The following is a 26,656-nucleotide window of genomic DNA, read 5'->3' as shown; positions in this document are numbered from 1 at the left end:
GAGGAGCACATGAACACGACCGTCCTGCAGCTCGACCACGTCGACTTCGTGCGCCAGGGACGCGACATCCTCACGGGCATCGACCTCGCCGTCGAACCCGGAGAGCACTGGGCGCTCATCGGTCCGAACGGCGCCGGGAAGAGCACGATCCTCAGCCTCTGCGGCGCGATGAACCACCCCACCCGCGGCGTCGTGCGGGTGCTGGGCCACCGGCTCGGCCGCGTGGACGTGCGCGATCTGCGGCGTTCGATCGGGCACGTGGATCCCCGGCATCCGATCTCATCGCCCCTCACGGTGCGACAGGTCGTGCTGACGGGAGCGACGGGATCCATCGAGCTCGTCCCCCGCTGGCGTCCCGACGCCGAGACGCTCCGCCGCGCCGACGAGCTCATCGACGTGCTCGGCCTCGGCGATCTCGAGGCCGCCACCTGGCCGACGATGTCGCAGGGCGAGCGCGGGCGGGCGCTCATCGCCCGCGCGCTGCTGCCGGGACCGCCGCTCCTGCTGCTCGACGAGCCGTCGACCGGCCTGGACGTCGCGGCGCGCGAGCAGCTCCTCGCCACGCTCGACGACCTGCACGCGGTGCAGCCGCGTCTCGCGACGATCCTCGTCACGCACCACCTGGAGGAGCTGCCGGCGACGACGACCCACGCGATGCTCGTGCGCGGCGGCCGCGTGCACGCGGCCGGCCCGGCGCGCGAGGTGCTCACGACCGAGCACGTCACCGCCTGCTTCTCCTCCCCGATCGCGATCTCGGAGCACGACGGCCGCTGGCAGGCCCGCGCCGTGCGCCGCAGGCGCTGACGCGGCACCAGGATCCGCCCGGCCGCGGATCCTGGTGCGGTGCGGACGGCCGGCCGTGAGGTGCGGTGCGGGGCTGGCGTCGGGGCGGTGCCGTCGGGGCCTCGTGCACGACGACGTCATTTCTCAGGTCAGCGGTCCGGCGCGCCGGGTGTCAGGGGTGGCGTCGCGGATTCTGGCGTCGTCGTGCACCGGCCGGGGCCAGACCGAGGAGCCTCACTCGCAGGCGATGCCGTCTCCGTCGCCGTCGAGGTGCGGGCCGTAGCCGGGATCGCCGCGGCGCACCGGCGCGGCGCCGGCGTCGCGCGCGGCCGCGCAGTTCGCGAACGGCTCCACGGGATCCGAGCCGTCCGACGGGTCGTTGCCCGGATCCCCGCCGCCGGGAACCGTGGGCTCGGACCCGCCGCCCGCCGTCCCACCCGCATCCCCGCTCAGCGAGACGGGAGCGGAGCCGTCGGGCAGCGGCTCGTCGGGGCACTCCGACAGCACGCGCACCATCGCGTCGAGCTCGGCCTCGGTGACCCACACGTCGTAGGTCGCCTTGACCGCCACCTGGCGGGCGACGTAGGGGCAGCGGAAGGCGCCGTTCGGCGGCAGCCAGGTGGCGGCGTCACCGTCGCCCTTCTGCGCGTTGAGCGGGCCGTCGACGGCGAGGAGGTTCAGCGGGTCGTTCGCGAAGGCCGTGCGCTTCTCGGTTGTCCAGCCCTGGGCGCCCTTCTGCCACGCGTCGCTCAGGGCGACGACATGGTCGATCTGCACCATGCTCGACGTGCCCTCGCCGCGGGTGAAGGAGATCGCGGATCCGCTGAAGGGATCCGCGAGGACGCCGCTCTCCACGACGCAGCCGTGCGTGCCGTCGCGGTGGACGGCGCGGTCGAGGTCGCGGTTCAGCACGTCGTTGCGGGTGTCGCACCCGTTGCGGTCGACGTCGACCCACCCGGCTCCGAACTCGTCGCGGGAGTAGCCCGTCCGCGGCGCGCGGCCCTTGACGTCGAGGTCCTGCGCGACGTGCAGGGCCGTTCCCTCGGCGGCCTGCGGGAACGGGCGCGGCGCGTCGTCCGCGAGGACGCCCGCGCTCACCGCGACCGCGACGATCAGCACGGCGAGCAGCACCCACGTCACGGGGCGGCGCAGCGCCTCGCGCCTCTCGACCTGCTTCGCCACGGGCTCCCTCTCCTCGACGCGGGCAACCTCCCCAGTCTGCCGCAGGTGGGATCCGCAGGAGCCGAGCGCGGGGCGGCGTGCGATGCGGCGGCTCGCGTTCCCCGGGCTCGCGTCCCCCGGGCTCGCGAGTGGCGCAGACTTTCGCGAGTGGCGCGGAAATGCGACCGAATATCTGCGCCTCTCGCGAGTTCCTGCGCCACTCGCGGGTGGTGGGCCGCCGCCCTCGGACCTGCGCCGCTCGCGGTTGTGCGCTGCGCAGATCGGGCGGAGTCCGCGGGGTCGGCGGACGGGATCCCCGGCAGCGATCCGCTGAGTGGGTGTTCTCCGCGGTTTCGGCAGGGTGCGCGGTGCGCCGACCGAATGAGCGGGACCCCGGGCTCGCGAGTGGCGCAGACTTTCGCGAGTGGCGCGGAAATGCGACCGAATATCTGCGCCGCTCGCGAGTTCCTGCGCCGCTCGCGAGTGGTGCGCCGCCCTCGGACCTGTACCGCTCGCGGGTGGTGCGCTGCGCCGAGTGCGCGCGGGGCCAGCGGGCGGGATCCACGGGATCGCCCGCCCCGCTCACGACAGGATCCCCCGCCGCGGGGTGCGCGACGGGGGATCCGGTTCTCGCGTCAGACGCGGGCGGCGGCGAGGCGCGCGCCCTCGCCGAGTGCGCCGACCTTCGCCCACGCGATCTGCTCGTGCACGCGGCCGCCGAGGCCGCAGTCGGTCGCGGCGATGACGCGGTCGGGGCCCACGATCTTCGCGAAGCGCTCGATGCGCTGGGCGACGAGCTCCGGGTGCTCCACGAGGTTCGTCGAGTGCCCGACGACACCGGGAACGAGCACGAGGTCGTCGGGGATGAGGTCCTTGTTCTCCTCCCACACGGCCCACTCGTGCTCGTGGCGGGCGTTCGCCGCCTCGAACGAGATCTGCCCGACGTTCGCCCCGAGCACCGTCTTCAGGATGTGCTTCAGCTCGATGTCGGTCGTGTGCGGGCCGTGCCAGGATCCCCAGCACAGGTGCAGGCGCACCTGCTCCTTCGGCAGCCCCGCGATCGCGTCGTTGATCGCGTCGATGCGGATCTGCGTGAACGCCGCGTAGTCCTCGACGGCCGGCTCGGGGTTGATCTGATCCCAGTTCTCCGCGAGCGACGGGTCGTCGAGCTGCAGCACGAGGCCGGCGTCGGTCACGGCGCGGTACTCCTCGCGCAGCGCCTCGACCCACGCCCAGATGTGCTCGTTCTCGGTGGCGTAGAACTCGTTGCGCACGCGGGCGGCGGATCCGGGGGCGATCGCGGTGAGGAAGCCGCTCTCGCCGTCGCGGAGGGCGCCGGAGAGGTGCCGCACGTCGTCGGCGATCTGCTGCTGGCCGCGGTAGCTGATCGGCCCGGTCGTGGTCGGGAACGCCGTCGCGTTCTTCCCCGTCGCGATGCCGCTCTCGGGGTCGTAGTAGGCGTCGTGGAAGATCTGGCGGTCGCGGCGGTCGAGGAACGACGTGAGCTGGATGCGTCCCGGCTCGGAGCGACGCGGCGGCTCGTTGAACGCGTTCACCTCGGTGAGCGAGAGGCCGTTCACGCGCTGGAACGAGTAGCCCCACCAGGCGCCGTAGTCGACCGCGTTCGACATGGCCTTGCCGAACTCGCCGTCGCCCGGCTGGGTGATGCCGAGCTCGCGCTGGCGCTCGACGACGTCGCGCACGGCCTCGGAGACGAGCGCCTCGTACTCGGGGGTGGTCGTGAGGGTGAACCCGTCGTCCTCGAATGCGCGCGCCGCGTTCGCCTCGATGAGGGCCCGGGTGCGCGGCAGGCTGCCGGCGGTCGTCGTCTCGATGGTGGTCATGCTGCTCCTCGTGGTGTGGGGCGGGCGCGGGCGCCCGGTCCTCGAAAGCTACCGCGGGGCGGCGCGCGGGTCGAAATCCGGACTCGTCCCTCGCGAATGGCTCCCTCGCGAGTGGCGCAGGAACTCGCGAGCGGCGCAGAGATCCGACCGGATATCTGCGCCACTCGCGAAAGTCTGCGCCGCCCGCGAGGGCAGGATGGGCGCGGATCCCACGAACCTGGGGCCTGATCCCGCGGAGATCTCGGGACGGGCGGATCCAGGCGGCGATGCGCATCCGCTCTCCCCGCGATCCCCGCGGATCCCGTCAGCGGCGCGCCCAGTCGGGCAGCGCGTCGAGGTGGGGACGGGGATCCGGGTGGGCCCCCGTGCCGTGCAGCACGACGGCGTCGGCTCCGGCCTCGGCGAGGGCACCGACGCGATCCTCGATGCGCGCCGCGAGGGCGTCCTGCTGCGTGTCGACCTCGGCGTAGACCACGACGCGGGAACGACCGGGCCGTCCGGCCGCCGCGCGCCCCTCGTCGACGGCCGCGCGGGCGGCGGGCAGCGCGTCGATCGACATGGTCGAGTCGAGGATCACGCCGTCGCCGATCTCTCCCGCGAGGCGCAGGGTCTTCGGCCGCGCTCCTCCGATGAGCAGCTCGGGCGCGGCCGGCGGCGGCCAGTCGAGGGCCACGTCGCGGAGCGTCACGTAGCGCCCCTCGGTCGTGACGCGCTCGCCCGCGAGCAGCGCGCGCACCGCCGTGACGTGCTCGCGGAGGAGGGTGAGGGGCGACGCGACCCGCGCGCCGATCTGCCCCATCCAGTCGAGCACGCCGTGCCCGAAGCCGGGCAGGATCCGACCGGGGGCGATCCGCTCGAGCGTCGCGATCTCCATCGCGGCCAGGGCGGGGTTGCGCAGCGGAACGGGCATCAGGCCGAGGCCCACACGCAGATGCTCGGACCACGCGAGGGCCGCGGCCGCGGTCGAGAGGCCGCCCTCGAGGAAGCAGTCCTCCCACAGCCACAGCTCGGCGGCGCGGGCATCCTCGACGGCGCGTACGATCTCGCGCAGGTCCTCCGGAGGCGATTGCGGTCGGAAGGTGACGCCCACCGTCGGGCGCGTCGCGTTCTCGCTCATGCGGCCATCGTGCCAGGTGCGCGGGGCGTGCGGGAGGGGCGTCTGCGGCTCCGCGGAGCGCGACCGGATCCACGACGGCAGCCGCCGCTCGAGAGCACGGCCGCGTCGCGCGCGGACCCCCGCGAGCGGCGCGGTTCCGGGTCTGAGAAACGGATGGATCCGGGCGCCTGGCGAGTGCGTTTCTGCGACTCGGGGCGATCCGCGGCCCCGCGAGGAGGCGAGGGGGCGGATCCGGGAGCCGCGAATCTGCGCTTCCGCGGCGCGGTCGGAGCCGCGGTCGTGGCCGCCCCCCTCCCTCGCTGCGCGCTGCTCTCTGCTCGCGAGTGGCGCAGACTTTCGCGAGTGGCGCAGAAATCCGACCGAATATCTGCGCCGCTCGCGAGTTCCTGCGCCACTCGCGAGCTCGCCCGCGCCCCGCCGTCGAGAGCTCCCCGCGCCCCACCCCGGCACCGGCGCTCGTCGCCGCGGAGGCTCGCCTCGAACCCGCCCCCGCACCGCTCGCGTGCAGGGGGCGAGGGCTAGACTCGCTGTCGTCCGGATCCCCGATCCCGACTGCGCTGCGCGCGCCCTCTCCTGCAGAATCCGACCATAGGAGCCACCGTGGCCGAACAGTCCCGCCTCGACAAGGTGATCGCCCTCGCCCGCCACCGCGGGTTCGTCTTCCAAGCGGGTGAGATCTACGGCGGATCCCGTTCCGCCTGGGACTACGGCCCCCTCGGCACCGAGCTCAAGGAGAACATCCGCCGCCAGTGGTGGCAGACGTTCGTGCGCGGCCGCGGCGACATGGTGGGCCTCGACAGCTCGATCATCCTGCCCAGCGCCGTCTGGAAGGCGTCGGGCCACGTCGCGACGTTCACGGATCCGCTCGTCGAGTGCCTGCAGTGCCACAAGCGCCACCGCGAGGACCACCTCATCGAGGCGTTCGTCGAGAAGAAGGGCCGCGAGCCCGAGGGCGGCCTCGCCGAGATCGCGTGCCCCGACTGCGGCACACGCGGGAAGTGGACCGAGCCGCGCTCGTTCTCGGGCCTCGTGAAGAGCTACCTCGGCGTCGTCGACGACGAGTCGGGCTTGCACTACCTGCGCCCCGAGACCGCGCAGGGCATCTTCGTGAACTTCGCGAACGTCGTGACGGCCGCCCGCAAGAAGCCGCCGTTCGGCATCGGCCAGGTGGGAAAGGCGTTCCGCAACGAGATCACCCCCGGCAACTTCATCTTCCGCACGCGCGAGTTCGAGCAGATGGAGATCGAGTTCTTCGTGCCGCCGGCGGAGGCGTCCGAGTGGTTCGACCACTGGGTCGAGGCCTGCTGGAACTGGTTCGTCGACCTCGGCGTGAACCCCGACAACATGCGCCGCTTCGACGTTCCCGAGGACGAGCGCGCGCACTACAGCGACCGCACGATCGACTTCGAGTACGACTTCGGGTTCGCCGGCAAGGGCTGGGGCGAGCTGATGGGCGTCGCCAACCGCACCGACTTCGACCTGTCGAACCACATCGAGAACTCGGGCGCGAACCTCTCCTTCTTCGACCAGGCGTCGGGCGAGAAGTACGTGCCCTACGTGATCGAGCCGTCGTTCGGCCTCACCCGGTCGATGATGGCGTTCCTCGTCGACGCGTACACCGAGGAGGAGGTGCCGAACGCCAAGGGCGGCACCGACACCCGCACGGTGCTGAAGCTCGACCCGCGTCTCGCGCCCGTCAAGGTCGCGGTGCTGCCGCTCAGCCGCAACGAGCGGCTCTCGCCCCTCGCGCGTCGCGTCGCGGAGGAGCTCCGCGGATCCTGGAACGTCGACTTCGACGACGCCGGCGCCATCGGCCGCCGCTATCGCCGCCAGGACGAGGTCGGCACGCCGCTGTGCGTCACGGTCGACTTCGACAGCCTCGACGACGACGCGGTCACGGTGCGGGACCGCGACACGATGTCGCAGGAGCGCGTGCCCCTTGACGGGCTCCACGCCTACCTCGCCGAGCGCCTGCGCGGCGCCTGATCGAGACGCACGAGGCCCGCGGGATCTTCCGGATCCCGCGGGCCTCTCGCGTGTCCGCGTCAGACGGCTCGCGCCCTGCCGATCTCCTCGATCGTCCGGGTGTCGAACGCCGGGAGGTCGTCGGGCGTGCGACTCGAGACGAGGCCGCGGTCGATCACGACCTCCTGGTCCACCCAGGTCGCCCCGGCGTTGACGAGGTCCGTCCGGAGACTCGGGAAGCTCGTGAGGGTGCGGCCCGCGAGCACGTCGGCGTCGGCGAGGATCCACGCGCCGTGGCAGATGACGGAGACGGGCTTCTCCTGATCGAAGAAGGCGCGCACGAAGGCGACCGCGTCTCGGTCCAGGCGCAGCGCGTCGGCGTTGCCCACGCCTCCGGGGAGCACCAGGGCGTCGAAGTCGGCGGCGTCGGCGGCCGCGGTCGAGAGATCCACCTGCTGGGTGTGCCCCTTCTTCCCCGTCACGGTGCCCGCGGTGGGCGAGACGAGCTCGGGGCTCGCCCCGGCGTCGGTCAGGGCCTCCCAGGGGTCGGTGAGCTCGCTGTCCTCGAAGTCGTTCGTGAGGAGGAAGGCCACGCGCGTGCCGGTGAGGTTCGTCATGCGGAACTCCTTTCGTCGGGGATGTGGATGCCCCACCGTACGCCTCTCACGTCCGGACCGCGTCGCGTTCGCCGTGAGAGGAACGCCGCGCGCTCCGATCCCGGCATCGAGGTGGGGCCGCCGGCTCTGCCGGGTCGCCGGGAAGCATCGTTTCGCGGGGGATGAGGGGGTGTGGCGAGGCATCCCTTGCGCCGCACCGCCCCGGCAGCCGGGCATGCGACCCCTCGCGCGCTCCGAACCCGGGCGTCCGGCACACCGGCGCGCCGCGACCCCGCATATGGTCTAATCGACCATAAGGGAATCCCCTCGCGTGAGGAGCACCATGACCACCGACCCGACGCCCGGCCGCCTCATCGAGCGCACCGGCATCGAGATCATCTCCGACGACCGGCGCACCGCGAAGCCCCGCGACCTGTTCTGGCCGTGGTTCGCCGCGAACATCTCGGTGTTCGGCATGAGCTACGGATCCTGGGTGCTCGACTTCGGCATCTCCTTCTGGCAGGCGACGCTCGTCTCCGTCGTCGGCATCGTCGCGTCCTTCCTCCTCTGCGGGCTCATCGCGATCGCGGGCAAGCGCGGATCCGCCCCCACGATGCTCCTCTCGCGAGCCGCGTTCGGAGTGCACGGGCAGAAGGTGCCCGGCATCGTGTCGTGGCTCACGTCGATCGGCTGGGAGACGTTCCTCGCGATCACCGCCGTGCTCGCGACCGCCACGGTGTTCACCCGGCTCGGCTGGTCGAGCGGCACCGCGACGAAGCTCATCGCGACGGTGCTGGTCGCGGCGCTCATCGTCACCGCGTCGGTGCTCGGCTATCACACGATCATGCGGCTGCAGTCGATCCTCACCTGGGTGACCGGCGTCGTCACCATCGTCTACGTGGCGTTCGCGGTCGGCGAGGTCGACTGGGCGGCGGTCGTCGCCGTGCCGGACGGCACCCTCGCGCAGACGATCGGCGCGCTCGTCATGGTGATGACCGGGTTCGGGCTCGGCTGGATCAACATCGCCGCCGACTGGTCGCGCTACCAGAAGCGCACGGCGAGCGACGGGTCGATCGTCGCCTGGAACACGATCGGCGGGGCGCTCGCGCCCGTCATCCTCGTCGTGGTCGGGCTGCTGCTCGCCGCCTCTGACGACGAGCTGCACGCGGCCGTCTCCGAGGATCCGGTCGGCGCGCTCGCCGCGATCCTCCCGACGTGGCTGCTCGTGCCGTTCCTGCTCACCGCGATCCTCGCGCTCGTGTCGGGCGCCGTGAACGGCATCTACTCCTCGGGGCTCACGCTGCTGAGCTTCGGGATCCGCATCCCCCGGCCCGCGGCGGCCGCGATCGACGGCGCGATCCTCGCGGCCGGCACGATCGCGGTCGTGTTCTTCGCGACGAACTTCATCAACCCGTTCCAGAGCTTCCTCATCACGCTGGGCGTGCCCCTCGCCTCGTGGGCGGGGATCCTCATCGCCGACATCCTGCGCCGCCGCGACGCGTACGACGAGGAGGCGCTGTTCGATCCGAAGGGCCGGTACGGATCCTGGGATCTCGTGTCGATCGGCACGATGGCCGTCGCCTCGATCATCGGCTGGGGATTCGTCATCAACGGCTTCGCGTGGGACGAGGCGACGGCGTGGAACAACTGGCAGGGCTACCTGCTGTTCCTCATCGGCGGGAAGGACGGCGGGTGGGCGCCCGCGAACCTCGGCGTGATCTTCGCGCTGGTGCTGTCGTTCGCCGTGACCTGGTTCGCGCGGGCGGGGCGGATCCGCCGGCAGGAGGGGCGATGACCCTCGCGCCCGACGGCGCGTGGCTGGTCGTCGTCGACCCGCAGCGGATCTTCGCGGATCCCGCGTCCGACTGGGCCGCGCCGGGCTTCGGGCGGGCGATGGAGCGGATCCGCGAGATCGCGCCCGCGTTCGGCGACCGGGTGGTCGTGACGCGCTGGCTGCCCACGGCCGACCGCGGCACGTCGTGGGGCGACTACTTCCGCGCCTGGCCGTTCGCCGACGTGGAGCCGGCGGATCCGCTGTACGAGCTCGTGCCGGAGGCGAGGGGCCTCAGCCCGCACCCGACGCTCGACCTGCCGACCTTCGGCAAGTGGGGCCCGGCGCTGCGGTCGATCACCGGCGGGCGCGCGGTGCTGACCGGCGCCGCGACCGACTGCTGCGTGATCTCGACGGCGCTCGCGGCGGCCGACGACGGGGCCCGCGTCGTGGTCGACGCCGCCGGCTGCGCGGGGTCCGACCCGCAGAACCACGCCGCCGCCCTGCGGATCATGGGCCTCTACGCGCCGCAGATCACCGTGCGGTGAGGGGCGTCCCCGGCGCCGGGGCCCGGGGCGGCCGAGTGGGGGTGCGGTGAGCCGGGCGAGGTGCGCCCCGCGCTGCGGTCTGTGACGGGGTGGGGCCGTGCGCCTGTGCGCCGCCGCGCCGCGGGGCGCCGATCCGAGCGTGCGGGGCGAGGACGGCGCGGGCGGGGAGACTGAGCGCGGACGCCGCGGGGCGCTGGGTCGAGCGTGTAAGGGCGTCGCGCGGCTCGGTGCATGACGACGCCATTTTTCGGGTGGGTGGCTCGTCGGAGCGGGGTATCGGGCGTTTGGTGCGGATTCTGGCGTCGTCGTGCACGGCGGGCTGGCGCCGAGCGGGGCAGGGTCGGCGAGGGCGGAGAGGCTGAGTGCAGACGCCGGGGCGCCGGGTCGAGCGCGGGGTGGGGTACCGGGCGTGGGGGCGCCGCGCGGCCCCGTGCATGACGACGCCGTTTTTCCGGGTGAGGGGCACGTCGAGGCGGCGTGTCGGGCGTTTGGCGCGGATTCTGGCGTCGTCGTGCACGGCGGGCTGGCGCCGAGCAGGCGCCGGGCCTCAGGCGTCGCGCGCCCGGTCGCCGAACACCCCGGCGGTGAGCGCGGCGTGCGAGCGGCGCACGATGCGAGCGAGCACGTCGAGGTCGATCTGCGCGAGATCCTTCAGGTAGAGGCAGCCGACGCCCGTCGTGTGCGGCCCGAGCCGGGCGAGATCCTCCTCGTGCGCGCCGACGCCGTCCGAGAGGTAGACGGTGCTCGCCTGTCGCCGGGGCGCGAACGCGGCCGCGGGGCCGTCGCCCTCGCGTCCGGACGCGTAGCGGTAGTGATAGCTGCCGAACCCGACGATGGATCCCCACAGCACGGGATCCTCGCCCGTCGCCTCGCGGAAGAGGGCGACGAGCCGCCGGGCGTCGTCGCGACGACGGGCGGGCGCGACCTTCTCGAGGAACGCGTCGAGGTCTCCTCCGGTGGGCTCCATGCGACGAGCATGCCACGTCGGGCGCGGCCAGCGGATGGTGCCTGGGGGTGCGGCCTCCGGGCAGCCGGGAGGACCCGATGCAGGACGACACCGATTCTCACGTGGGCGGGGCGCGACCGCGGCGTGTCGGGCCGGCGGGGCGAACTCTGGCGTCGTCGTGCATCCCACGGCCGGGCGCCGGCGGTGCTCCCGGCCGCGCCGCCGCCCGCAGGCCCGGCCCGCCTGAGGGCGACGAGGCTGGTGGCGCACCCGCCCGAGGAGAGCCGAGGCTTCGCGGCCTATGATCCTCGGATGCGCCGCCTCGTCCTCGCTCTCGCCGCCGTCCTCACGGTCGCGGCGGGTCTCGCGGTGCATCTGCTCGCGCCGGAGAGCGTCGTGAGCGACGCGGCGGGCGACGTGCTCTACGCCGTGCTCATCGTCCTGCTCGTCGCGTTCCTCGCGCCGCGGGCGCCGTGGTGGGCCATCGGATCCGTCGCTCTCGCCTGGTGCGTCGCCGTCGAGCTGCTGCAGCTCACGCCGCTGCCCGCCCAGTGGGGATCCGCGTTCCCGCCCCTGCTGCTCGTGTTCGGCACGACGTTCTCGGCCGCGGACCTCGTCTTCTACGCGGCGGGAGTCGCGCTCGCCGCGGGGGTGGACGGAGCGCTGCGCCGCGCTCGGCGCCGGCGCGAGGAGGACGCGCCGATCCGGTGAGGCGGGTGCGCGTCCGCGGGTGCCTCTGCGCGCTTTTCGCGCGCCGCGTCCGGCCGCGTTCCTCGCCGAGCCCTCACGCGCCGCAGTCGATGAGCGGCTTCCCCGGCCCGCCTCGCCGCAGCGCGTCCGGCAGCGCGGTGAGGGGGATCCGCTCGCCCACCGGGGTGCGGAGGCGCCCGGCGCGCAGGTGCTCGAAGACCGGGCGGAGCAGCCCCGGCAGGTCCTCGCGCGGGGCGGCGTGGACGACGTCGCGCAGACGGAACATCGTCACGCGCCGGGCGCTCTCGCCGCTGAGGTGCGCGAGGGGCAGGGGCTCGCCCGAGAGCAGCCCATAGTGCACGGGCGTCCCGCTCGGGGTGAGCCGGTCGAGGAGCGTCGCGCCGATGGATCCGCCGACGCAGTCGAACGTGACATCGAGGCCGCGCCCGCCCGTCGCGGCCCGCACGCGCTCCGGCCAGGAGGGGTCGCTCGTGTCGACCACGGCGCCCCAGAGGGAGGGGTCGCCCACCGTCCGTCCTGGCGTGCCGCGGGTGAGCCCGATGGGGCGGATGCCCCGGCGGCTCAGCAGCTCGGCGAGGTGCCCGGCGATGGTCGACGTCGCCGCCGAGATCGCGATGTGCTGGGCGGATCCGTCGATGTGTCGCCGCACCATGAGCAGCGCGGTGAGCGGATTGATGTACGCGAAGCAGGCGACCCCGTCGCTCAGGTCGGCGGGCACGGGGACGCACCACGACCACGCGATGCGCCGCACCTCCTGCCAGGCGCCGGCGGATCCGAGCGGCAGCACGCGGAGCCCCACGGCGGTCGCGGGCACGCCGGGGCCGACGCGCTCGATCCGCCCGACGCCCTCGAATCCCGGCACGAGCGGGAACTCCGTGCGGGAGGCGTAGGCGCCCGACACCGTGACGGCGTCGGAGGGGTTGACGGTGCTCGCCCGCATCCGCACCTCGACCTCGCCCGGGGCGAGCGGCCCGCCGAACTCGACGCGCCGGACGGCGAGCACGTCCGCGAGCTCGCCCGGCCGCTCCGCGACGACGGCGTTCATCCGCGAGGGGTGGCTCATCGAGGGGAGCCTAGGGGGGGCGGGCCGCCTCCCGCCGCCCACCTCGCGAGTGGCGCAGATGTTCGCGAGTGGCGCAGAAAAAGGACCGAGTATCTGCGCCGCTCGCGAGTTCCTGCGCCACTCGCGAGCCGTCCTCGTCCCCCTCCCGTTCGCGAGCCGGTCGGCGGCGCGTCCGGCGTCCGCACCCCGCTACCGTGAAGCCATGCCCGATCCCCTCCTTCCCCTCACGACCGAGCGCCTCACGCTGCGTGCGCACGCGCAGGGAGATGCCGCCTGGCTCATGCGCGTCTACGGCCGGGCCGACGTGGCGCGGTTCCTGCTGGAGGGGCCGTGGGAGCAGGGCGACGCGGAGCGGCGCCTCGCCGAGCGGATGGCGAAGACCGACCTCGACGGCGACCCCGCCGCGCTCGCCCTGGTGATCGAACACGACGGCGAGCCGGTGGGCGACGTGGGGCTCTGGCTGACCGACGTGGAGCGTCGCGTCGCGGAGATCGGCTGGGTGCTGGATCCGGATCAGAGCGGACGCGGATACGCGCGCGAGGCGGTCGCCGAGGTGCTGCGGGTCGCGTTCGAGCACCACCGCGTGCATCGGGTCGTCGCGCAGATGGACGCCCGCAACACCGCCTCGGCGAAGCTCGCCGCGGCCGTCGGCATGCGGCAGGAGGCGCACCTCCGCCAGGACTGGTGGAGCAAGGGCGAATGGACCGACACCCTCGTCTTCGCGATGCTCGCGGGGGACCGGGCGGACGAGCCGGCCCCGGGGCTCTGAACTCCTCGAAGGCGCGCCGATCGCCGGGTACCCTGAACGCATGCCGGGAGCGGATCCTCGACATCCTGCGTTCGATCGACGGGTGCGAACGCTGTGTCGCCGCGCTCGGGAGCGAGGGCGCCGATCAGATCGGCATGGCGGAGGGCGCCATCGACCACGATCTGCAGGTGACCGGCGAAGCGGCGAAGCACCTCCGCCTCTCGCCACAGTGCTTCGCCGGCATACCTGACCGTCCCCCGGCCGAACCGCTGCGCTGCGACGTCGCGACCGGGCGGTATGAGGGGGTCGCGGCGGGCTGAGGGACATCCCGGTGCCAACAGGTCAGCACTCGATGTATAGTCAGCACATGCTGACCATTGCCTCGAAGCTCGACGTGATGAATCGCCTGGGGCGGGCCATGGCCGACCCCACGCGCGCCCGCATCCTGATGTCGCTGCTCGAGGAGCCGGGATACCCCGCTCAGCTGGCGCGCGACCTGGATCTCACTCGCACGAACGTCTCCAACCACCTCGCGTGCCTGCGCGGCTGCGGCATCGTCGCGGCGACGCCCGAAGGGCGGCAGACGCGCTACGAGATCGCGGATCCGCACCTCACCCGGGCGATCGGGGAGCTTCTCGAGGCTGTGCTCGCCGTGGACAGCGGCGAGCCCTGCGACGACGACGGATTCGACGTGCCGCTGTGCTGCGGACCCGGGGCGCCGGCGGAGGAGAGCGGCCGGTGAGCGCGGAGTGCTGCGGCGCCGACGCGACGCGCACGGCGACAGCGTCGGCCCGCCGCGTGCGGCTCGTCCGTCCGTCCGGCGCGAACGACGCGTGCTGCGGGACGGATCCGTCGCGGGATCCCGCTCCCCTCGCGTCCGACGACGCGTGCAGCGGATCGACGGGCCCGGGCACCGCACCGTCCGACGCCGCGTGCTGCGGATCCGACCCGCGAGAGGAGCAGGACGAGGATCCTGAGACCCGGCCGCCCTGGTGGCGCGACGCGGCCCTGCTGCCGTCCGCGATCTCCGGCGTGGCCCTCGCCGCCGGATACGCGCTCGCATGGTCGGGAGCCGCGACGCCCGCGCTGATCCTCCAGGCGATCGCCCTTCTCGCGGGCGCGTGGACGTTCGTCCCCGGTGCCCTCCGCCGCCTCCTGCGCGGGCGCCTCGGGGTGGGGCTGCTGATGACGATCGCCGCCGTCGGCGCGGTGCTGCTCGGTCACGTCGGAGAGGCGGCCGCGCTCGCGTTCCTCTTCTCCCTCGCCGAGGCGCTGGAGGATCGCGCCATGGATCGGGCGAAGGAGGGGCTGCGCGCCCTGCTGTCGCTGATCCCCGACCGCGTGCGCATCTCCCGGCTCTCCGGCGACGTCATCGTCCCCGCCGCCGACGTCCGAGAGCTCGACATCCTCGTCGTCGGCGCCGGCGAGCGGGTCGCGACCGACGGCGTCGTCGTCGACGGGCGCACGAGCATCGACGCCTCCGCCGTGACGGGCGAATCGATCCCCGTCGAGGTGGGCCCCGGCGATCCCGTGCCCGCCGGCGCCGTCAACGGATCCGCGACGCTGCGGATCGAGGCCACCGCCGATGGGCGCGACAACTCCCTCACCCGCATCGTCGAGCTCGTCGGCGAGGCGCACGCCCGCAAGGGGCGGCGCGCGCGTCTCGCCGACCGGATCGCGCGGCCGCTCGTGCCGGTCGTGCTGGTCGCCGCCGCGCTGGTCGCCCTGATCGGGAGCCTCGCCGGCGATCCGGGAACGTGGATCGAGCGCGCCCTCGCGGTGCTCGTCGCCGCATCGCCCTGCGCGCTGGCGATCGCGGTGCCCGTCACGGTGATCAGCGCGATCGGCTCGGCGTCGCGGCTCGGCGTCGTCATCCGCTCGGGGGAGGCGTTCGAGCGGTTCGGCACGATCCGCGCCGTCGCGTTCGACAAGACGGGCACGCTCACGCGCGGCGAGCCCGAGGTGGTGCGCGTGGAGCCGGCCGCGGGCCGCACGCAGGGGGAGGTGCTCGCCCTCGCGGCCGCCCTCGAGTCGACGAGCGGGCATCCCCTCGCCTCCGCGATCACCGCGGCCGCCCCCGGCGCCGCACCGGCGGAGGGGCTCGTCGAGGAGGCAGGGCGCGGCGTCTCCGGGCGCGTCGGCGCGGTGCGCGCGCGGATCGGCAGCACGCGCTGGCTGGCGGTCGGCGAGCTCGGAGGCGTCGAGGACGAGATGGCAGCGGAGGGCATGACCGTCGTCGCGGTCGAGGCCGACGGCCGGATCGCGGGGCTCGTCGGCGTGCGCGACGAGCCCCGGCCGGAGGCGGCGGAGACGATCCGTCTGCTCGAGGAGCGCGGCATCCGGACGATGATGCTGACCGGCGACGACGAGCGCACGGCCCGGGCGATCGCCGCGCAGATCGGGATCTCGGATGTCCGCGCCGAGCAGCTGCCGGAGGACAAGGCCGAGCGGGTCGCCGCGCTGGCCGCCGACCGGCCCACGGCGATGGTCGGCGACGGCATCAACGACGCGCCGGCGCTCGCGACCGCCACGACCGGCATCGCGATGGGTGCGAGGGGATCCGATGCCGCCATCGAGTCGGCAGACGTGGCCTTCACCGGCAGCGACCTGCGCCTCATCCCCGCCGCTCTCGCGCACGCGCGCCGAGGGCGGAGGATCATGACCGTCAACATCGCGCTCGCCCTCGCGATCATCGTCGTCCTCTTCCCCCTCGCGCTGGCCGGCGTGCTCGGCCTCGCGGGCGTCGTGCTCGTGCACGAGGTCGCCGAGGTCGTCGTCATCCTCAACGGCGTGCGCGCCGCCCGGCGTCCCGCGAGCACCCGACGGAAGACCGCCGTCCCCCGTCCCAGGAGAGAACCATGACCGCATCCGCCAGGCGCCGACCGTCCGCCCCGGTGGTGGCCACGCTGATCGCGCTCGCCCTCGTGATCGTCGTCGCGATCGCGGCGATCATCATCGCGATCGTCACCCGGCCCGCGCCCGTCAGCGCCGACGACGGACCGCTTCCCGGCACCCGCAGCGACTCCCATGTCCTCGACGACGCGGGACCGGACGCCCCCACGCTCGTGGAGTTCCTCGACTTCGAATGCGAAGTGTGCGGCGCGTTCCATCCGTACATCGAGGAGATCCGGGCGCAGTACGACGGCCGGATCAACTACGTCGTCCGCTACTTCCCGATCCCGGGGCATGCGAACTCCATGAACGCCGCGATCGCCGTCGAGGCGGCCGCGCAGCAGGGGAGGTTCGAGGAGATGCACGACCTCATGTTCGAGACCCAGGGCGAATGGGGCGAGGGGCGCGCGTCGGAGGCGGAGCGCTTCCGGGGGTATGCCGAGGAGCTCGGGCTCGAGATGAGCGCCTACGACGATGCCGTCGCGGATCCGCAGACGCAGGCGCGCGTCGAGGAGGACTTCGCGGAGGGGAGGGAGATGGGCGTCACGGGAACCCCGACGTTCTTCCTCGACGGGGAGAAGCTCGAGCTCACGAGCCTGACGGACCTCACCGACGCACTCGACCGGGCCGTCGGCGACTGAGGGCGGATCGCCCCGGAAGCGGTCAGTGGCGCGCGAAGAACGTCACGGCCAGCCAGATCCCGCGGAGCAGCAGGAAGACGACCTCGAGCGCCTCCAGCACGCTCACCACGCCCTCGAGGGTGCGACCCAGCGCGCGCACGTTCTGCCCCGTGGTGATGTCGCCGAGGTGCTCGAACTCGCGCTGCCAGGAGCGCTCCTGGCGGAAGAGGATCGCGTAGGGCAGCAGCCGCTCGGCGAGCACGTAGCGGTCGAGGGTCGACTGCGCGACGGGGTCGCCCGCCGTCGGCACGGGCGGGAGCCCGAGCGCCTGACCGCCCGGGGTGAGGGCGCCGGCGGGGGTGCGCAGCGCGCCCTCGGCGGATTCGAGCATGCGCAGCCGCTCCTGCTCGGCGAGGCGGATGTACTGTCGCAGCCCGGAGAGGTGCCGGCGTCTCCTCTGCCCCTCCTCCGTGAAGCGCAGCAGAGGGGGAGGGGCGATCATGAGGATCCAGAAGAGCACCGCGAGGTCGGCGACGACGACGGCCGCGCCCCACCACGCGCCCTCGACGATCGCGCCGATGACGAGGATCAGGCCGATGGCGGCGCTCGCGAGGAACAGCAGCGACAGCAGGATGAGGTGCGCCCTGCGGCGTCCGCGCCGGGTGAGCCCCGCGGTCTCCAGCTCGCGGCGGCGCGCGTCGACGTACCTCGCGATCGACCGACGCCGGTAGCGGCGGAAGGTGCCGCGGCCGCGCAGCACGTACACGTCGGGCGCCTCCTCGATGCGGGAGGCGGGGATCCCCAGGTCGGCGAGGGCGCGGAGGTGACGGCGCTGCTGACGCGGAGTCATGCTCTGCGGGCGCAGCGCCTGCAGCAGGAAGCGCTCGTCCGGGGTGAGCGACGCGTCGCGCTTCGCCTCGATCGCGGCCGGCCCGCGGGCTCCGCGCGGCGCGAGCACGCGCACCTGACCGCGCACGGCGAGGTCGATGATCGCCGCGGCGAGGAGGCGCTGGTCGGCGCGGACCAGCAGCCCGTGCTCGACGACGTCTCCCGGCGGCGGGGCGAACTCCGCGACGGGCGACGCCGGCAGGTGCCGCGCGAACGGCAACACGAGGAGGACGATCAGCAGCGCGACGAGCGCGAGCGCACCGCCCACGGCGAGGAGGCCGAGGACGTTCGCGAGGGGATCCGACACCGTCGCCACGGTACCCGACGCCGCGGCAGGCGCCAGACGATCGGGGTGCGGGCGGCGGGAGGAGGCGCCGCAGACCTGCTCCACGGCGCCGGGCCGGACGGCGCCATCCCGCATGTCGGTTCGAGCGCCGTTCACCCGGATGCGGTTCTCTGGTCGAGAGGCCGTCGCGATGGCACGTCGTCGACGGCCGGCACCGGGAGGCGGGGCGGGTGGAGCGTGTCTCACGAAGAGCGGGAAAGCGCGTCCGATTCCCGCCGAACATGAGACATGGATCACTGAGTGCGCGAGTTCACAATCTCTCCAGCCACGCGTGCCCGGGATGAACGGCGCTCAGGGAGTCTCGCAGCCAGTCGCGCTGATGCCCATCGAGGCGCGGAATCAGAATGGACGCATCGAGGCGGTCCTTGTCGCGCGACTGCTGGTGCTTCATGAACAACGCGATCTCGGGGCGCAGATAGCGGAGGCCGTCATCGGCTGTCCACGTCACCTCATCGAGCGGCGCCGACTGCCCGGAGCGCTTCTTGTTCGTCCATCGGCCGTCCTCCTCGGGTGTCAGCGGGACGTCGAGCACCCACGATGACTGAGCGTTCCTCCGCACCCAGATGGAGCTCAGCGGGCTGATATCCCGGAACCGGTGATCGAAAGGCCTCAGCCACCCCTGATCCATATTCCACGGCGTCCACTGATCCGACACGAACTGCCGGAACGCCTCGGCATCGGAGGAGAGGATCGAGATGTCCATGTCCTCATGAGCCCTGTGAACGCCGGTGTGCTTCTCGATCGCCCAGCCGCCGATGATCCACCAGGGCCTGTCGAAGCCGCGCATGAACTCACCGACGGATGCCGGTTCAAGCGGATCCCACCCTCCATACCAACGGTGGAACTCGTCCGGCGGCAGCGGCCTCGCCGTCGACGGCTGCGGACGAGGAGCAGATCCTGCTGGCGCTTCTCTTCGGGCAGCGCTCATATCGCCTCCTCGCAGAAGACCTGGTCGTGAAGACAATCGATGTCGAAGAACGGAGACATAGCGGGCGATTGTATCCCCCTCGCGCCGAGGGCGCCGCTGCGGGCGGCCGCGCGTCCGGTGCGCGCCTCACCTTCTGCGGGACTCGGATCCCGCGGATCAGCGGATCGGGAAGCCGAACGTCTCCGCCGCGCGTGCGAGGGCCGGGCGCGCCCGCCGTTGATCCCTCCTGCCGAGGCCGTCGAGGGATGCCTCGACGGCACTCGACCGAGCGCCGCGCCGCATGACCCGGATCAACCCGGATCCGGGATCCCGACGGCGCGGATCCGTCCAGACGATCTCCGCGATCTCGGTCCAGGGGACGGGCGTCTCGCCGACGACGAGGGCGTGATCCAGGACGTGCAGGATCGGCCGGAACCGGGCGTGATCGACGCGGGCCGTCTGGCGCTGGCTGACCCCCATGGCGAGGCGGCCGACGACGATGAGGGCGATCGCGCCGCTCAGGATCGCGACGGTCGGGGCCGTCGCGACGTGGAGAGCGAACGCGGCGGCGAGCAGCAGCACGCCGAGCGCGCACAGGGCGATGCCGACGGCCCGGCTGCGCCGCGCCTGCCGCACGAGCGGATCCGTCGCCGCCCCGACGAACAGCCCGGCATCGGGCAGCCGCACGGGCTCCGCGGGCGGGTCGTGGCTCACGCCGTCCGTCTGCCAGGCGGGCGCGACCCCTCCCCCTGCCCCTCCAGCGCCCGTCCGATCGCGCGGGCGGCGTCGGGGAACGCGTCGGGGCGGGCGCCCGCGTAGCTGAGGCGCAGGAAGCGGCCCGCGGGCTCCGCGGGGAACCAGTCGTCTCCCACGGCGACGACGACGCCCGCGTCCTCGCAGTCTCGGGCGAGGCGCGGCAGATCCGTGTCGTCGGGGAGGCGGATCCAGAGATGCAGTCCGCCGCGCGGCACGGCGTCGAGGTGCGCGGCGGGCGCGTGCTCGCGCAGCGCGTCGACGAGCAGATCGCGGCGCGCGGCGAGCTGCGGGCGAAGCGCGCGCAGATGCGTGCGCCAGCCCGGCTGGGTGACCACGTCGAGCGCGACGGCCTGCAGCGCCGCGCTGACGTACATCGCCTGCGCGCGGCTGTCGGCGAGGATCCGCTCGTGTGCGGGGCCGCGCGCGATCAGCCCGGCGACGCGCACTGCGGGCGACACGCTCTTGGTGAGCGACCGCAGGGAGACGACGTGCCCGCTGTCGTCGCGGGCCGCGAGCGGAGTGGAGTCCGAGGCGATGCCGAAGTCGTGCGCCCAGTCGTCCTCGATGAGGAAGGCGCCGTGCGCGCGCACGATGTCGAGGATCGCGTCGCCCCGCGCGGCGGACCACTGTCCGCCCGTCGGGTTCGCGAAGTTCGGCTGCGCGTAGAAGGCCCGCGCACCGGTCTGGGCGAAGGCGCGGTCGACGTCGTCGGGATCCGGCCCGTCGGGCCCGGACGGGATCGGCACGAGCTGCACGCCCACCTGCGCGGCGGCGAGCATCGCGCCCCAGTAGGTCGGCGACTCGACGAGCAGCGGGCGCCCCGCGCCGACGAGCGTGCGGAAGAGGGTGCCGAGACCGCCCTGGCTGCCGGGCAGGATCACGACGTCGCTCGCGGCAGGAGGCGTGAGGCCCGCAGGGCTCGCGGATCCGAGCTCCGACGCGAACCATGACTGCAGCTCGGGGAGGCCGGCCGCCGGAGGACGGCTCACCGCCGCCTCGCTGCGCCCCGCGCGGGCGAACGCGGCGCGCACGAGCCGCCCGGGCAGCAGCTCCGGGTCGGGGTAGGCCGAGTGCAGCGCGATCACGTCGTTCGGCGTCGCGCGCAGCGCGGCGGACGCGGAGCGGGGTATCCGGTGCTGCGGGGATCCGAGGGCGGCCGTCTGCCATCCGTAGTCGCGCGGCTGGACGGTGCGGACCGCGCGGGCGAACGTGCCGACGCCCGGCCGCGACTCGACGGCGCCCTGCGCGACGAGCGCGCGCAGCGCCTTCTGCACCGTGACGGGGCTCGCCTCGAACTGCGCGACGAGCTGGCGCGTCGGCGGGAGCTTCGCACCCGCGGGGGCGGTGGCGAGCCAGGTGCGGAGCGCGTCGACGATGCGGTCACTGCTACTCTGGCTCATGACAGGCAACGATACCGCTACTGTTGGGATTCGGGATCCGCTATCAGGGTCGCGCGCGGGTCTCTGGTGGGGCCTGCTCGGCGTCGCCGCGTTCTCGTTCACCATGCCGCTCACGCGCCTCGCGGTCGAGCACGAGCGCATGTCGGCGCTGTTCGTCGGATCCGGGCGCGCGGTGATCGCGGCGGCGCTCGCCGCGGTCGCGCTGATCCTCACCCGGCAGAGGGCGCCGCGGGGGAGGCAGTGGATCCCGGTCGCCGTCGTCGCGGGCGGTGCGGTCGTGGGGTTCCCGCTGCTCACGTCGTTCGCGCTCACGACCGCGCCCGCGAGCCACGGGGCCGTCGTGGTCGCGCTGCTGCCGGCGGCGACCGCGGTCTGCGCGGTGCTGCGCACGGGCGAGCGCCCGGCGCGTGCGTTCTGGATCGCGGCGGGGCTCGGAGCGGTCGCCGTCGTGGCCTTCGCCGCGATCGGGAGCGAGGGGCTCGGCGGACTGCACGTCGCCGACCTGCTGCTGTTCGCGGCGGTCGTCGCCTGCGCGATCGGCTACGCGGAGGGCGGCCTGCTCTCGCGCGCGCTCGGCTCGTGGTAGACGATCTCGTGGGCGCTCGTGCTCGCGTCGCCCCTGATGATCCTGCTGACGGGCACCGCGGTCGCGCGCCAGCCGCCCGCGGGCGGGCTCGTCGAGTGGGGTGCGTTCGCCTACCTCGGGGTCGTGAGCATGTTCCTCGGATTCTTCGCCTGGTACCGCGGCCTCGCCATCGGGCCGATGGCGCAGGTGAGCCAGGTGCAGCTCAGCCAGCCCGTCATGACCATCGTCTGGGCCGCGCTGCTGCTCGGCGAGCGGATCGGATGGCAGACCGTCGTCGGCGCCGTCGCCGTGATCGGCTGCGCGCTGCTCGCCGTGCGCAGCCGGAGCCGGGGATGAGGGGCGGATCCGGGGCGCGTCGCCTCAGCCCGGCAGCCCGGCGCGCAGCTCCGCGAAGACCTCCGCGGCCGAATCGCCGCGGGCGAGCGGCGCCGACTGGCCGAGCCACAGCGACTGCAGGTCGCCGAGGCCGCGCTGGCCGGCGACCGCGCGGAACCTCCCCGTCAGCCAGTTCTGCACGGGGAAGGGAGCGATGGATCCGGCTCGCTCGATCTCGCGCACGGCGCGGTTCGGGGCGCCGCGGGAGAGCCGGCCGCTCATCGCGCGGGTGAGCACGCTCTCGTCGGCGGCGGTGGAGCGGATCGCGGCGCGGTGCGCGTCGTTCGCCGCCGACTCGGCGGTGACGAGGAAGGCCGTGCCCGCCTGCACGCCCGACGCGCCGAGGGCGAACGCCGCGGCGACGCCCCGCCTGTCCGCGATGCCGCCGGCCGCGATCACCGGCACGTCGACCGCGTCGACCACCTGCGGCAGCAGCGACATCAGCCCGACGAGCGACTCGTCCGCGGGCTTCAGGAACGACACCCGGTGGCCGGCGGCCTCGGACCCGGTCGCGACGACCGCGTCGACCCCGGAGCCGGCGAGAGCGATCGCCTCCGCGACCGTCGTCGCCGTGCCGATCACGCGGATCCCGCGCCGGTGCGCCTCGTCGACGAGCTCGCCCGATGGTGCGCCGAACACGACGCTGAGCGCCGCCGGCGCGGCCTCCCAGATCGCGTCGAGCTGCTCGTCGAGATCCGGCAGATACCGGTCGGGGCGGGCGGGAAGGCCGAGGTCGACCTCGTCGAAGAACGGGCGCAGCGCCCGCGCATGCGCGTCGTGGGAGTCGTCGGGGGGCGCCTCGTCGCCGGTGGGCAGCCAGATGTTCAGAGCGAACGGCGCCGCCGTGCGCTGTCGGATCGCGGCCGCCGTCTCGCGGATGCGGGCGCCGTCGTATCCGTACAGGCCGTACGACCCCAGACCGCCCGCCTCGCTCACCGCCGCCACGAGATCGGGGGACGAGAGCCCGCCGAACGGCGCGAGGACGATTGGGTGGCGGATCTCGAACAGCGCGCGCAGGTCGGTCATGGCACGAGGCTACGCCCGGGGTCCGACATCGGGACGCGGCGGTGACTCGGACGCCCGCCCGGGACCGCAGGGTTCTCCCGTCTGGCGGATGAATCCGGCTGGATTCGTCCGCTGGTCTGGTCGGGTGTTCCCAGCAAGATGTCGCGGGCGGGACGGCGGGGTTATCGCGTCCGGCGGATGGATCCGGCTGGGTCCGTCCGCTGCTGCGGGGAGGTCCGCTGATCCGCGGGTGTTCCCGGCGGGCGGGGCGGGTGTCGCCGGCCGAGGGGCCGCCGACGGGACGGCCCCGCGGATCCTCCCCGGTCCCCTGCCGCCCCGGGAGACCGCTGAGGCCCCGGGGCGCAGCGGGATCCGCGGATCCCTACACTGGACGGATGACCGACGGGGCCGACACGGGCGCCGGGCCCGCGGACCCGAGCGCGGCCGCGGCGAGCCCTCCCGCTCACGGGATCCGCTGGGGCGCCGCCGTGCGCAACAGCCTGCTCGTGCTCGCTCTGCTCGGGATGATCTGGCTCGCGCTGCACGTGCGGCTGCCCTCGATCGACGAGCTCCGCGGCGCGCTCGAGCAGTGGGGCGGCGCCGCGTGGATCGCGTTCGTGCTGCTCTATGCCGTCGTCGCCATCACCCCGATCCCCGTCACCATCATGGCGATCGCCGGCGGGGTGCTGTTCGGGGTGCTCGAGGGCAGCATCCTCTCCGTCGTCGGGGCGATGATCGGCAGCTGGATCGCCTACTGGCTGGCCAGGGGGCTGGGGCGGACGACCGTCGCGAAGCTGCTCGGATCCCACGCCGAGACCGTCGAGCGCCGCCTGGCGGGCGCCGGCGTCGAAGCCGTCTACCTGCTGCGCCTCATGCCGGGCCTGCCGTACTGGCCGGTGAACTACGGCAGCGGCGCGTTCGGCATCTCGCAGCGCGACTTCCTCGCCGGCAGCGGGCTGTCCACGATCCCGGGGCAGGTGTCGCTCGTCGCGGTCGGCGCCTTCATCGCCGATCCCGGGCTCCCCGCCGGCATCGTCGTGCTCTGCGCCTGGGCGGTGGTGCTCGTCATGACGTTCTTCGCCTACCGCCGCCTGCGCCGGGCATCGGGGCGCGGCGCCGCGCGCGACTGAGTCGGGGCCGTTCTCGCCTCCGGCTTCCGGCCTCCGGCCTCCGGTGCTCGATTTCCGGCCCCCCGGCTCGCGGTCTCCGGCCTCCCGCCCCGGCTCGCGAGCGGCGCAGATTCTCGCGAGCGGCGCAGAAATCGGGCGGATCATCTGCGCCACTCGCGAATGTCTGCGCCACTCGCGAGCGCGTGCGCCCGGGGCGCCGCTCCGCGGGGTCGCTCCTGATGAGATCCCGCACGCCCCGGGATCCGCCGCCGCCCCACCCCCTGGCGTCCGCTGACGAATTCGGGGGACGATGTCGAAACCGGCGTCCCTCACACGTATAGAGGGTGAGCGTGGCACCCCGGCCATGCCGCGACGAAGGAGAAGATCATGGTCCGGTACCTGCTGAGCAACATCACCCCGGCCGACCGCGTGCTCGAGCCGGAGGAGCTCCAGAAGGTCATCGCGAACGTCACCGACGTCACCCGGCAGATGCAGGAGGCGGGCGTGTGGGTGTTCGCGATGCCGCTCGGGGATCCCTCGTCTGCGACGGTCGTCACCAGCCGCGGCGGCGACGTGACCCTCGCCGACGGCCCGTTCGCCGAGCTGAAGGAGCACGTCGGCGGCTTCACGGTGATCGACGTCGACGACCTCGACGCCGCCACCGCGTGGGCGGGGAAGGTCTCGGAGGCGACCGGCCTGAGGATCGAGGTGCGCCCCGCCCCGAGCTTCGGCGGCTGAGCGCATGACGGACGACGCGCTCGCGGCCGTGCGCCGGGCCTTCCGCTCGGAGCACGGCCGCACCGTCGCGATCCTCCTGCGCATCCTCGGCGATCTCGACGTCGCCGAGGATGCGGTGCAGGACGCGTTCGAGGCCGCGGCGTCCGCCTGGCCGACGCAGGGGGTGCCGCCGAACCCGCAGGCGTGGATCGTCCAGACCGCGCGTCGGCGCGCCATCGACCGCATCCGGCGGGCGCAGACCGAGCGCCGCTTCGCCCCGCAGCTCGCGCCGGATCCCGTCGCGCAGCCCGAGGGCGGCGACGACGAGCTGCGCATGATCCTGCTCTGCGCGCATCCCGCCCTGTCGCCCGAATCGCAGGTCGCGCTCACCCCGCGCTACGCCGGCGGGCTCACCGCCGCCGAGATCGCGCGGGCCTTCGGATCGCCCGAGCAGGCCGTCGCCCAGCGGCTCTCGCGCGCGAAGCGGAAGATCCGAGAGGCGCGCATCGGCCTGCCGGAGCCCGATCGGGTGCGCGACCGCCTCGGCGTCGTGCTCGCGGTGATCTACGCGATCGCGAACGAGGGATACGTCGCCACCGCCGGCCCGCTCAGTCGCTTCGACCTCAGCCAGGAGGCCGTGCGGCTCGCGCGCCTCGTGGCCGGGCACGCGAGGGGCGAGCCGGAGGCGAAGGGGCTGCTGGCGCTGCTGCTCCTGCTGCAGGCGCGCCGGCCGGCGCGGATCGCGGGCGACGGGGGACTCGTGCCGCTGCCCGAGCAGGATCGCGCGCGATGGGATCCCGGGATGATCGCCGAGGGCCAGGCGCTCGTGCGCGCGTGCCTCGCGACGAACCGGCCCGGCCCCTATCAGCTGCAGGCGGCGATCCAGGCCGTGCACAGCGACGCGGGGAGGGACGAGGACACCGACTGGGGCCAGATCCTCGCGCTCTACGACATGCTGGTGCCGCTCGTGCCGACCGACGCCGTGCGCACGGCGCGGATCGTGGCGCTGTCGCACGTCGCCGGCCCCGATGCGGCCCTCGCGCAGCTCGACGCGGAGGCGGACGACCGGTACGCGCTCGCGGTCCGCGCCGATCTGCTCGAGCGCCTCGGCCGGCCCGCCGAGGCGCGCGCCCTGTTCCTCCGGGCGGCGGAGGCCGCCCCCAACGACGCCGAGCGCGCGCACCTGCGGCGGCGGGCCGAGATCGCGGGATCCGGCTGAGCGGCTCGGGCATCTCCGCCGTGGATGCGCCCCGCGTGGTGCGGCGCCTGCCCGGCCGCCTGACAGGCGCGGTCCGGCCCTCCCGGAACGGGGCGGCCGACGACCGCGCGCTCGCTTCGTCGCTCGCGGATCCGTCGCCGGGAACGGGCCGCCTCGCCGGGGAGTGGGGCCTCTCTCCCCTCACCCCACGAGGTCGGCGATGAGCGCCTCGACCCTGCGCCGGATCTCGTCGCGGATCGGCCGCACCGCCTCGATGTCCCGACCGGCCGGATCGTCGAGCGCCCAGTCCTCGTAGCGGGTGCCGGGGAAGAACGGGCACGCGTCGCCGCATCCCATCGTGACCACCACGTCCGATGACCGCACCGCGTCGGGGGCGAGCACCCTCGGGCGCTCCTCGGCGATGTCGATGCCCTCCTCTCGCATGGCCGCCACCGCGACGGGGTTGAGCCGATCGGCGGGCATCGACCCGGCCGAGCGCACCTCGATGCGGTCGCCCGCGAGATGGCGCAGATAGCCGGCGGCCATCTGCGAGCGGCCTGCGTTGTGCACGCAGACGAACAGCACGGTGGGCGTCGTCATGTCT

Annotated in this window: 24 protein-coding genes and 1 pseudogene; 13 read left to right on the top strand and 12 right to left on the bottom strand. The window is 73.8% G+C overall.

Annotated features, from left to right (window positions below; all coding sequences use genetic code 11):
• Window positions 1–9: 9 nt before the first annotated feature.
• Window positions 10–804, top strand: a complete 795-nt coding sequence (locus tag NHL53_RS01095) for an ABC transporter ATP-binding protein (protein ID WP_433774281.1) — start codon at window positions 10–12, stop codon at window positions 802–804.
• Window positions 805–1,017: 213 nt separating this feature from the next.
• Here NHL53_RS01095 and NHL53_RS01090 read toward each other — a convergent pair whose 3' ends face one another.
• From NHL53_RS01090 to NHL53_RS01080, 3 genes are all read right to left on the bottom strand, one after another.
• Entirely contained in the window at window positions 1,018–1,965 is a 948-nt protein-coding gene (locus NHL53_RS01090) for a GmrSD restriction endonuclease domain-containing protein (RefSeq protein ID WP_433774279.1), read from the bottom strand.
• 614 nt (window positions 1,966–2,579) lie between these two features.
• Window positions 2,580–3,788, bottom strand: a complete 1,209-nt coding sequence (locus NHL53_RS01085) for a cobalamin-independent methionine synthase II family protein (protein ID WP_433774277.1) — start codon at window positions 3,786–3,788, stop codon at window positions 2,580–2,582.
• 304 nt (window positions 3,789–4,092) lie between these two features.
• Window positions 4,093–4,905, bottom strand: a complete 813-nt coding sequence (locus NHL53_RS01080; RefSeq protein ID WP_433774275.1) for an LLM class flavin-dependent oxidoreductase — start codon at window positions 4,903–4,905, stop codon at window positions 4,093–4,095.
• Between the two features lie 600 nt (window positions 4,906–5,505).
• Between NHL53_RS01080 and NHL53_RS01075 the strand changes: the two genes are divergently transcribed.
• On the top strand, window positions 5,506–6,891 hold the full coding sequence (locus NHL53_RS01075; RefSeq protein ID WP_433774272.1) for a glycine--tRNA ligase: 1,386 nt from the start codon (window positions 5,506–5,508) through the stop codon (window positions 6,889–6,891).
• Window positions 6,892–6,950: 59 nt separating this feature from the next.
• Here NHL53_RS01075 and NHL53_RS01070 read toward each other — a convergent pair whose 3' ends face one another.
• The gene (locus NHL53_RS01070; RefSeq protein WP_433774270.1) at window positions 6,951–7,487 is read right to left on the bottom strand and encodes a type 1 glutamine amidotransferase domain-containing protein; all 537 of its coding nucleotides are present in this window, start codon (window positions 7,485–7,487) and stop codon (window positions 6,951–6,953) included.
• Window positions 7,488–7,809: 322 nt separating this feature from the next.
• Here NHL53_RS01070 and NHL53_RS01065 point away from each other — a divergent pair, with 322 nt between their 5' ends.
• Both NHL53_RS01065 and NHL53_RS01060 read left to right on the top strand, forming a co-directional pair.
• The gene (locus NHL53_RS01065) at window positions 7,810–9,261 is read left to right on the top strand and encodes a purine-cytosine permease family protein (RefSeq protein WP_433774268.1); all 1,452 of its coding nucleotides are present in this window, start codon (window positions 7,810–7,812) and stop codon (window positions 9,259–9,261) included.
• Window positions 9,258–9,785 carry a cysteine hydrolase family protein gene (locus NHL53_RS01060; RefSeq protein ID WP_433774266.1) on the top strand — a complete coding sequence of 176 codons (528 nt, stop codon included), beginning with the start codon at window positions 9,258–9,260 and terminating at the stop codon, window positions 9,783–9,785. The genes NHL53_RS01065 and NHL53_RS01060 overlap by 4 nt, the downstream gene beginning before the upstream one ends.
• A gap of 547 nt (window positions 9,786–10,332) precedes the next feature.
• Here NHL53_RS01060 and NHL53_RS01055 read toward each other — a convergent pair.
• Entirely contained in the window at window positions 10,333–10,752 is a 420-nt protein-coding gene (locus NHL53_RS01055; RefSeq protein ID WP_433774264.1) for a DUF1801 domain-containing protein, read from the bottom strand.
• 291 nt (window positions 10,753–11,043) lie between these two features.
• Here NHL53_RS01055 and NHL53_RS01050 point away from each other — a divergent pair, with 291 nt between their 5' ends.
• Entirely contained in the window at window positions 11,044–11,442 is a 399-nt protein-coding gene (locus NHL53_RS01050; RefSeq protein ID WP_433774263.1) for a DUF2809 domain-containing protein, read from the top strand.
• A 73-nt stretch (window positions 11,443–11,515) separates the two neighbouring features.
• On the opposite strand, the gene NHL53_RS01045 is transcribed toward NHL53_RS01050, so the two are convergent.
• Complete coding sequence (locus NHL53_RS01045; RefSeq protein ID WP_433774261.1) at window positions 11,516–12,505, bottom strand: zinc-dependent alcohol dehydrogenase family protein; 990 nt, start codon at window positions 12,503–12,505, stop codon at window positions 11,516–11,518.
• A gap of 202 nt (window positions 12,506–12,707) precedes the next feature.
• Here NHL53_RS01045 and NHL53_RS01040 point away from each other — a divergent pair, with 202 nt between their 5' ends.
• From NHL53_RS01040 to NHL53_RS01025, 4 genes are all read left to right on the top strand, one after another.
• Window positions 12,708–13,274 carry a GNAT family N-acetyltransferase gene (locus tag NHL53_RS01040; RefSeq protein WP_433774259.1) on the top strand — a complete coding sequence of 189 codons (567 nt, stop codon included), beginning with the start codon at window positions 12,708–12,710 and terminating at the stop codon, window positions 13,272–13,274.
• Window positions 13,275–13,620: 346 nt separating this feature from the next.
• Window positions 13,621–13,995 carry a Cd(II)/Pb(II)-sensing metalloregulatory transcriptional regulator CmtR gene (gene cmtR, locus NHL53_RS01035; RefSeq protein ID WP_433774257.1) on the top strand — a complete coding sequence of 125 codons (375 nt, stop codon included), beginning with the start codon at window positions 13,621–13,623 and terminating at the stop codon, window positions 13,993–13,995.
• Window positions 13,992–16,115, top strand: coding sequence for a heavy metal translocating P-type ATPase (locus tag NHL53_RS01030; RefSeq protein ID WP_433774255.1), 2,124 nt, complete (start codon window positions 13,992–13,994; stop codon window positions 16,113–16,115). Before cmtR ends, NHL53_RS01030 begins: the two co-directional genes overlap by 4 nt.
• Window positions 16,112–16,786, top strand: coding sequence for a DsbA family protein (locus NHL53_RS01025; RefSeq protein WP_433774253.1), 675 nt, complete (start codon window positions 16,112–16,114; stop codon window positions 16,784–16,786). Before NHL53_RS01030 ends, NHL53_RS01025 begins: the two co-directional genes overlap by 4 nt.
• A gap of 22 nt (window positions 16,787–16,808) precedes the next feature.
• On the opposite strand, the gene NHL53_RS01020 is transcribed toward NHL53_RS01025, so the two are convergent.
• The 4 genes from NHL53_RS01020 to NHL53_RS01005 form a co-directional block, all read right to left on the bottom strand.
• Complete coding sequence (locus NHL53_RS01020; protein ID WP_433774251.1) at window positions 16,809–17,960, bottom strand: DUF2207 family protein; 1,152 nt, start codon at window positions 17,958–17,960, stop codon at window positions 16,809–16,811.
• 289 nt (window positions 17,961–18,249) lie between these two features.
• Complete coding sequence (locus NHL53_RS01015; RefSeq protein ID WP_433774249.1) at window positions 18,250–18,927, bottom strand: nucleotidyltransferase domain-containing protein; 678 nt, start codon at window positions 18,925–18,927, stop codon at window positions 18,250–18,252.
• A gap of 156 nt (window positions 18,928–19,083) precedes the next feature.
• Window positions 19,084–19,620, bottom strand: a complete 537-nt coding sequence (locus tag NHL53_RS01010) for a hypothetical protein (RefSeq protein ID WP_433774247.1) — start codon at window positions 19,618–19,620, stop codon at window positions 19,084–19,086.
• Window positions 19,617–21,062, bottom strand: a complete 1,446-nt coding sequence (locus NHL53_RS01005) for a PLP-dependent aminotransferase family protein (protein WP_433774245.1) — start codon at window positions 21,060–21,062, stop codon at window positions 19,617–19,619. The genes NHL53_RS01010 and NHL53_RS01005 overlap by 4 nt, the downstream gene beginning before the upstream one ends.
• Between NHL53_RS01005 and NHL53_RS01000 the strand changes: the two are divergent.
• A pseudogene (locus NHL53_RS01000) lies at window positions 21,061–21,984 on the top strand (DMT family transporter). The gene NHL53_RS01005 and the pseudogene NHL53_RS01000 overlap by 2 nt on opposite strands.
• 24 nt (window positions 21,985–22,008) lie before the next feature.
• Here NHL53_RS01000 and NHL53_RS00995 read toward each other — a convergent pair.
• Window positions 22,009–23,049, bottom strand: coding sequence for an NAD(P)H-dependent flavin oxidoreductase (locus NHL53_RS00995; protein ID WP_433774243.1), 1,041 nt, complete (start codon window positions 23,047–23,049; stop codon window positions 22,009–22,011).
• A gap of 374 nt (window positions 23,050–23,423) precedes the next feature.
• Here NHL53_RS00995 and NHL53_RS00990 point away from each other — a divergent pair, with 374 nt between their 5' ends.
• The 3 genes from NHL53_RS00990 to NHL53_RS00980 all read left to right on the top strand — a co-directional run bounded on the left by NHL53_RS00990 (window position 23,424) and on the right by NHL53_RS00980 (window position 26,073).
• On the top strand, window positions 23,424–24,158 hold the full coding sequence (locus tag NHL53_RS00990; protein ID WP_433774241.1) for a TVP38/TMEM64 family protein: 735 nt from the start codon (window positions 23,424–23,426) through the stop codon (window positions 24,156–24,158).
• A 366-nt stretch (window positions 24,159–24,524) separates the two neighbouring features.
• Window positions 24,525–24,875, top strand: coding sequence for a YciI family protein (locus tag NHL53_RS00985; RefSeq protein WP_433774239.1), 351 nt, complete (start codon window positions 24,525–24,527; stop codon window positions 24,873–24,875).
• 4 nt (window positions 24,876–24,879) lie between these two features.
• Entirely contained in the window at window positions 24,880–26,073 is a 1,194-nt protein-coding gene (locus tag NHL53_RS00980; protein WP_433774237.1) for an RNA polymerase sigma factor, read from the top strand.
• A 180-nt stretch (window positions 26,074–26,253) separates the two neighbouring features.
• On the opposite strand, the gene NHL53_RS00975 is transcribed toward NHL53_RS00980, so the two are convergent.
• Entirely contained in the window at window positions 26,254–26,652 is a 399-nt protein-coding gene (locus NHL53_RS00975) for an arsenate reductase ArsC (RefSeq protein WP_433774235.1), read from the bottom strand.
• Window positions 26,653–26,656 lie beyond the last annotated feature (4 nt).

The sequence above is a fragment of the Microbacterium sp. gxy059 genome (assembly GCF_050958665.1).
Lineage (GTDB): Bacteria > Actinomycetota > Actinomycetes > Actinomycetales > Microbacteriaceae > Microbacterium.
This window is presented reverse-complemented; position numbering and strand designations above follow the sequence as displayed.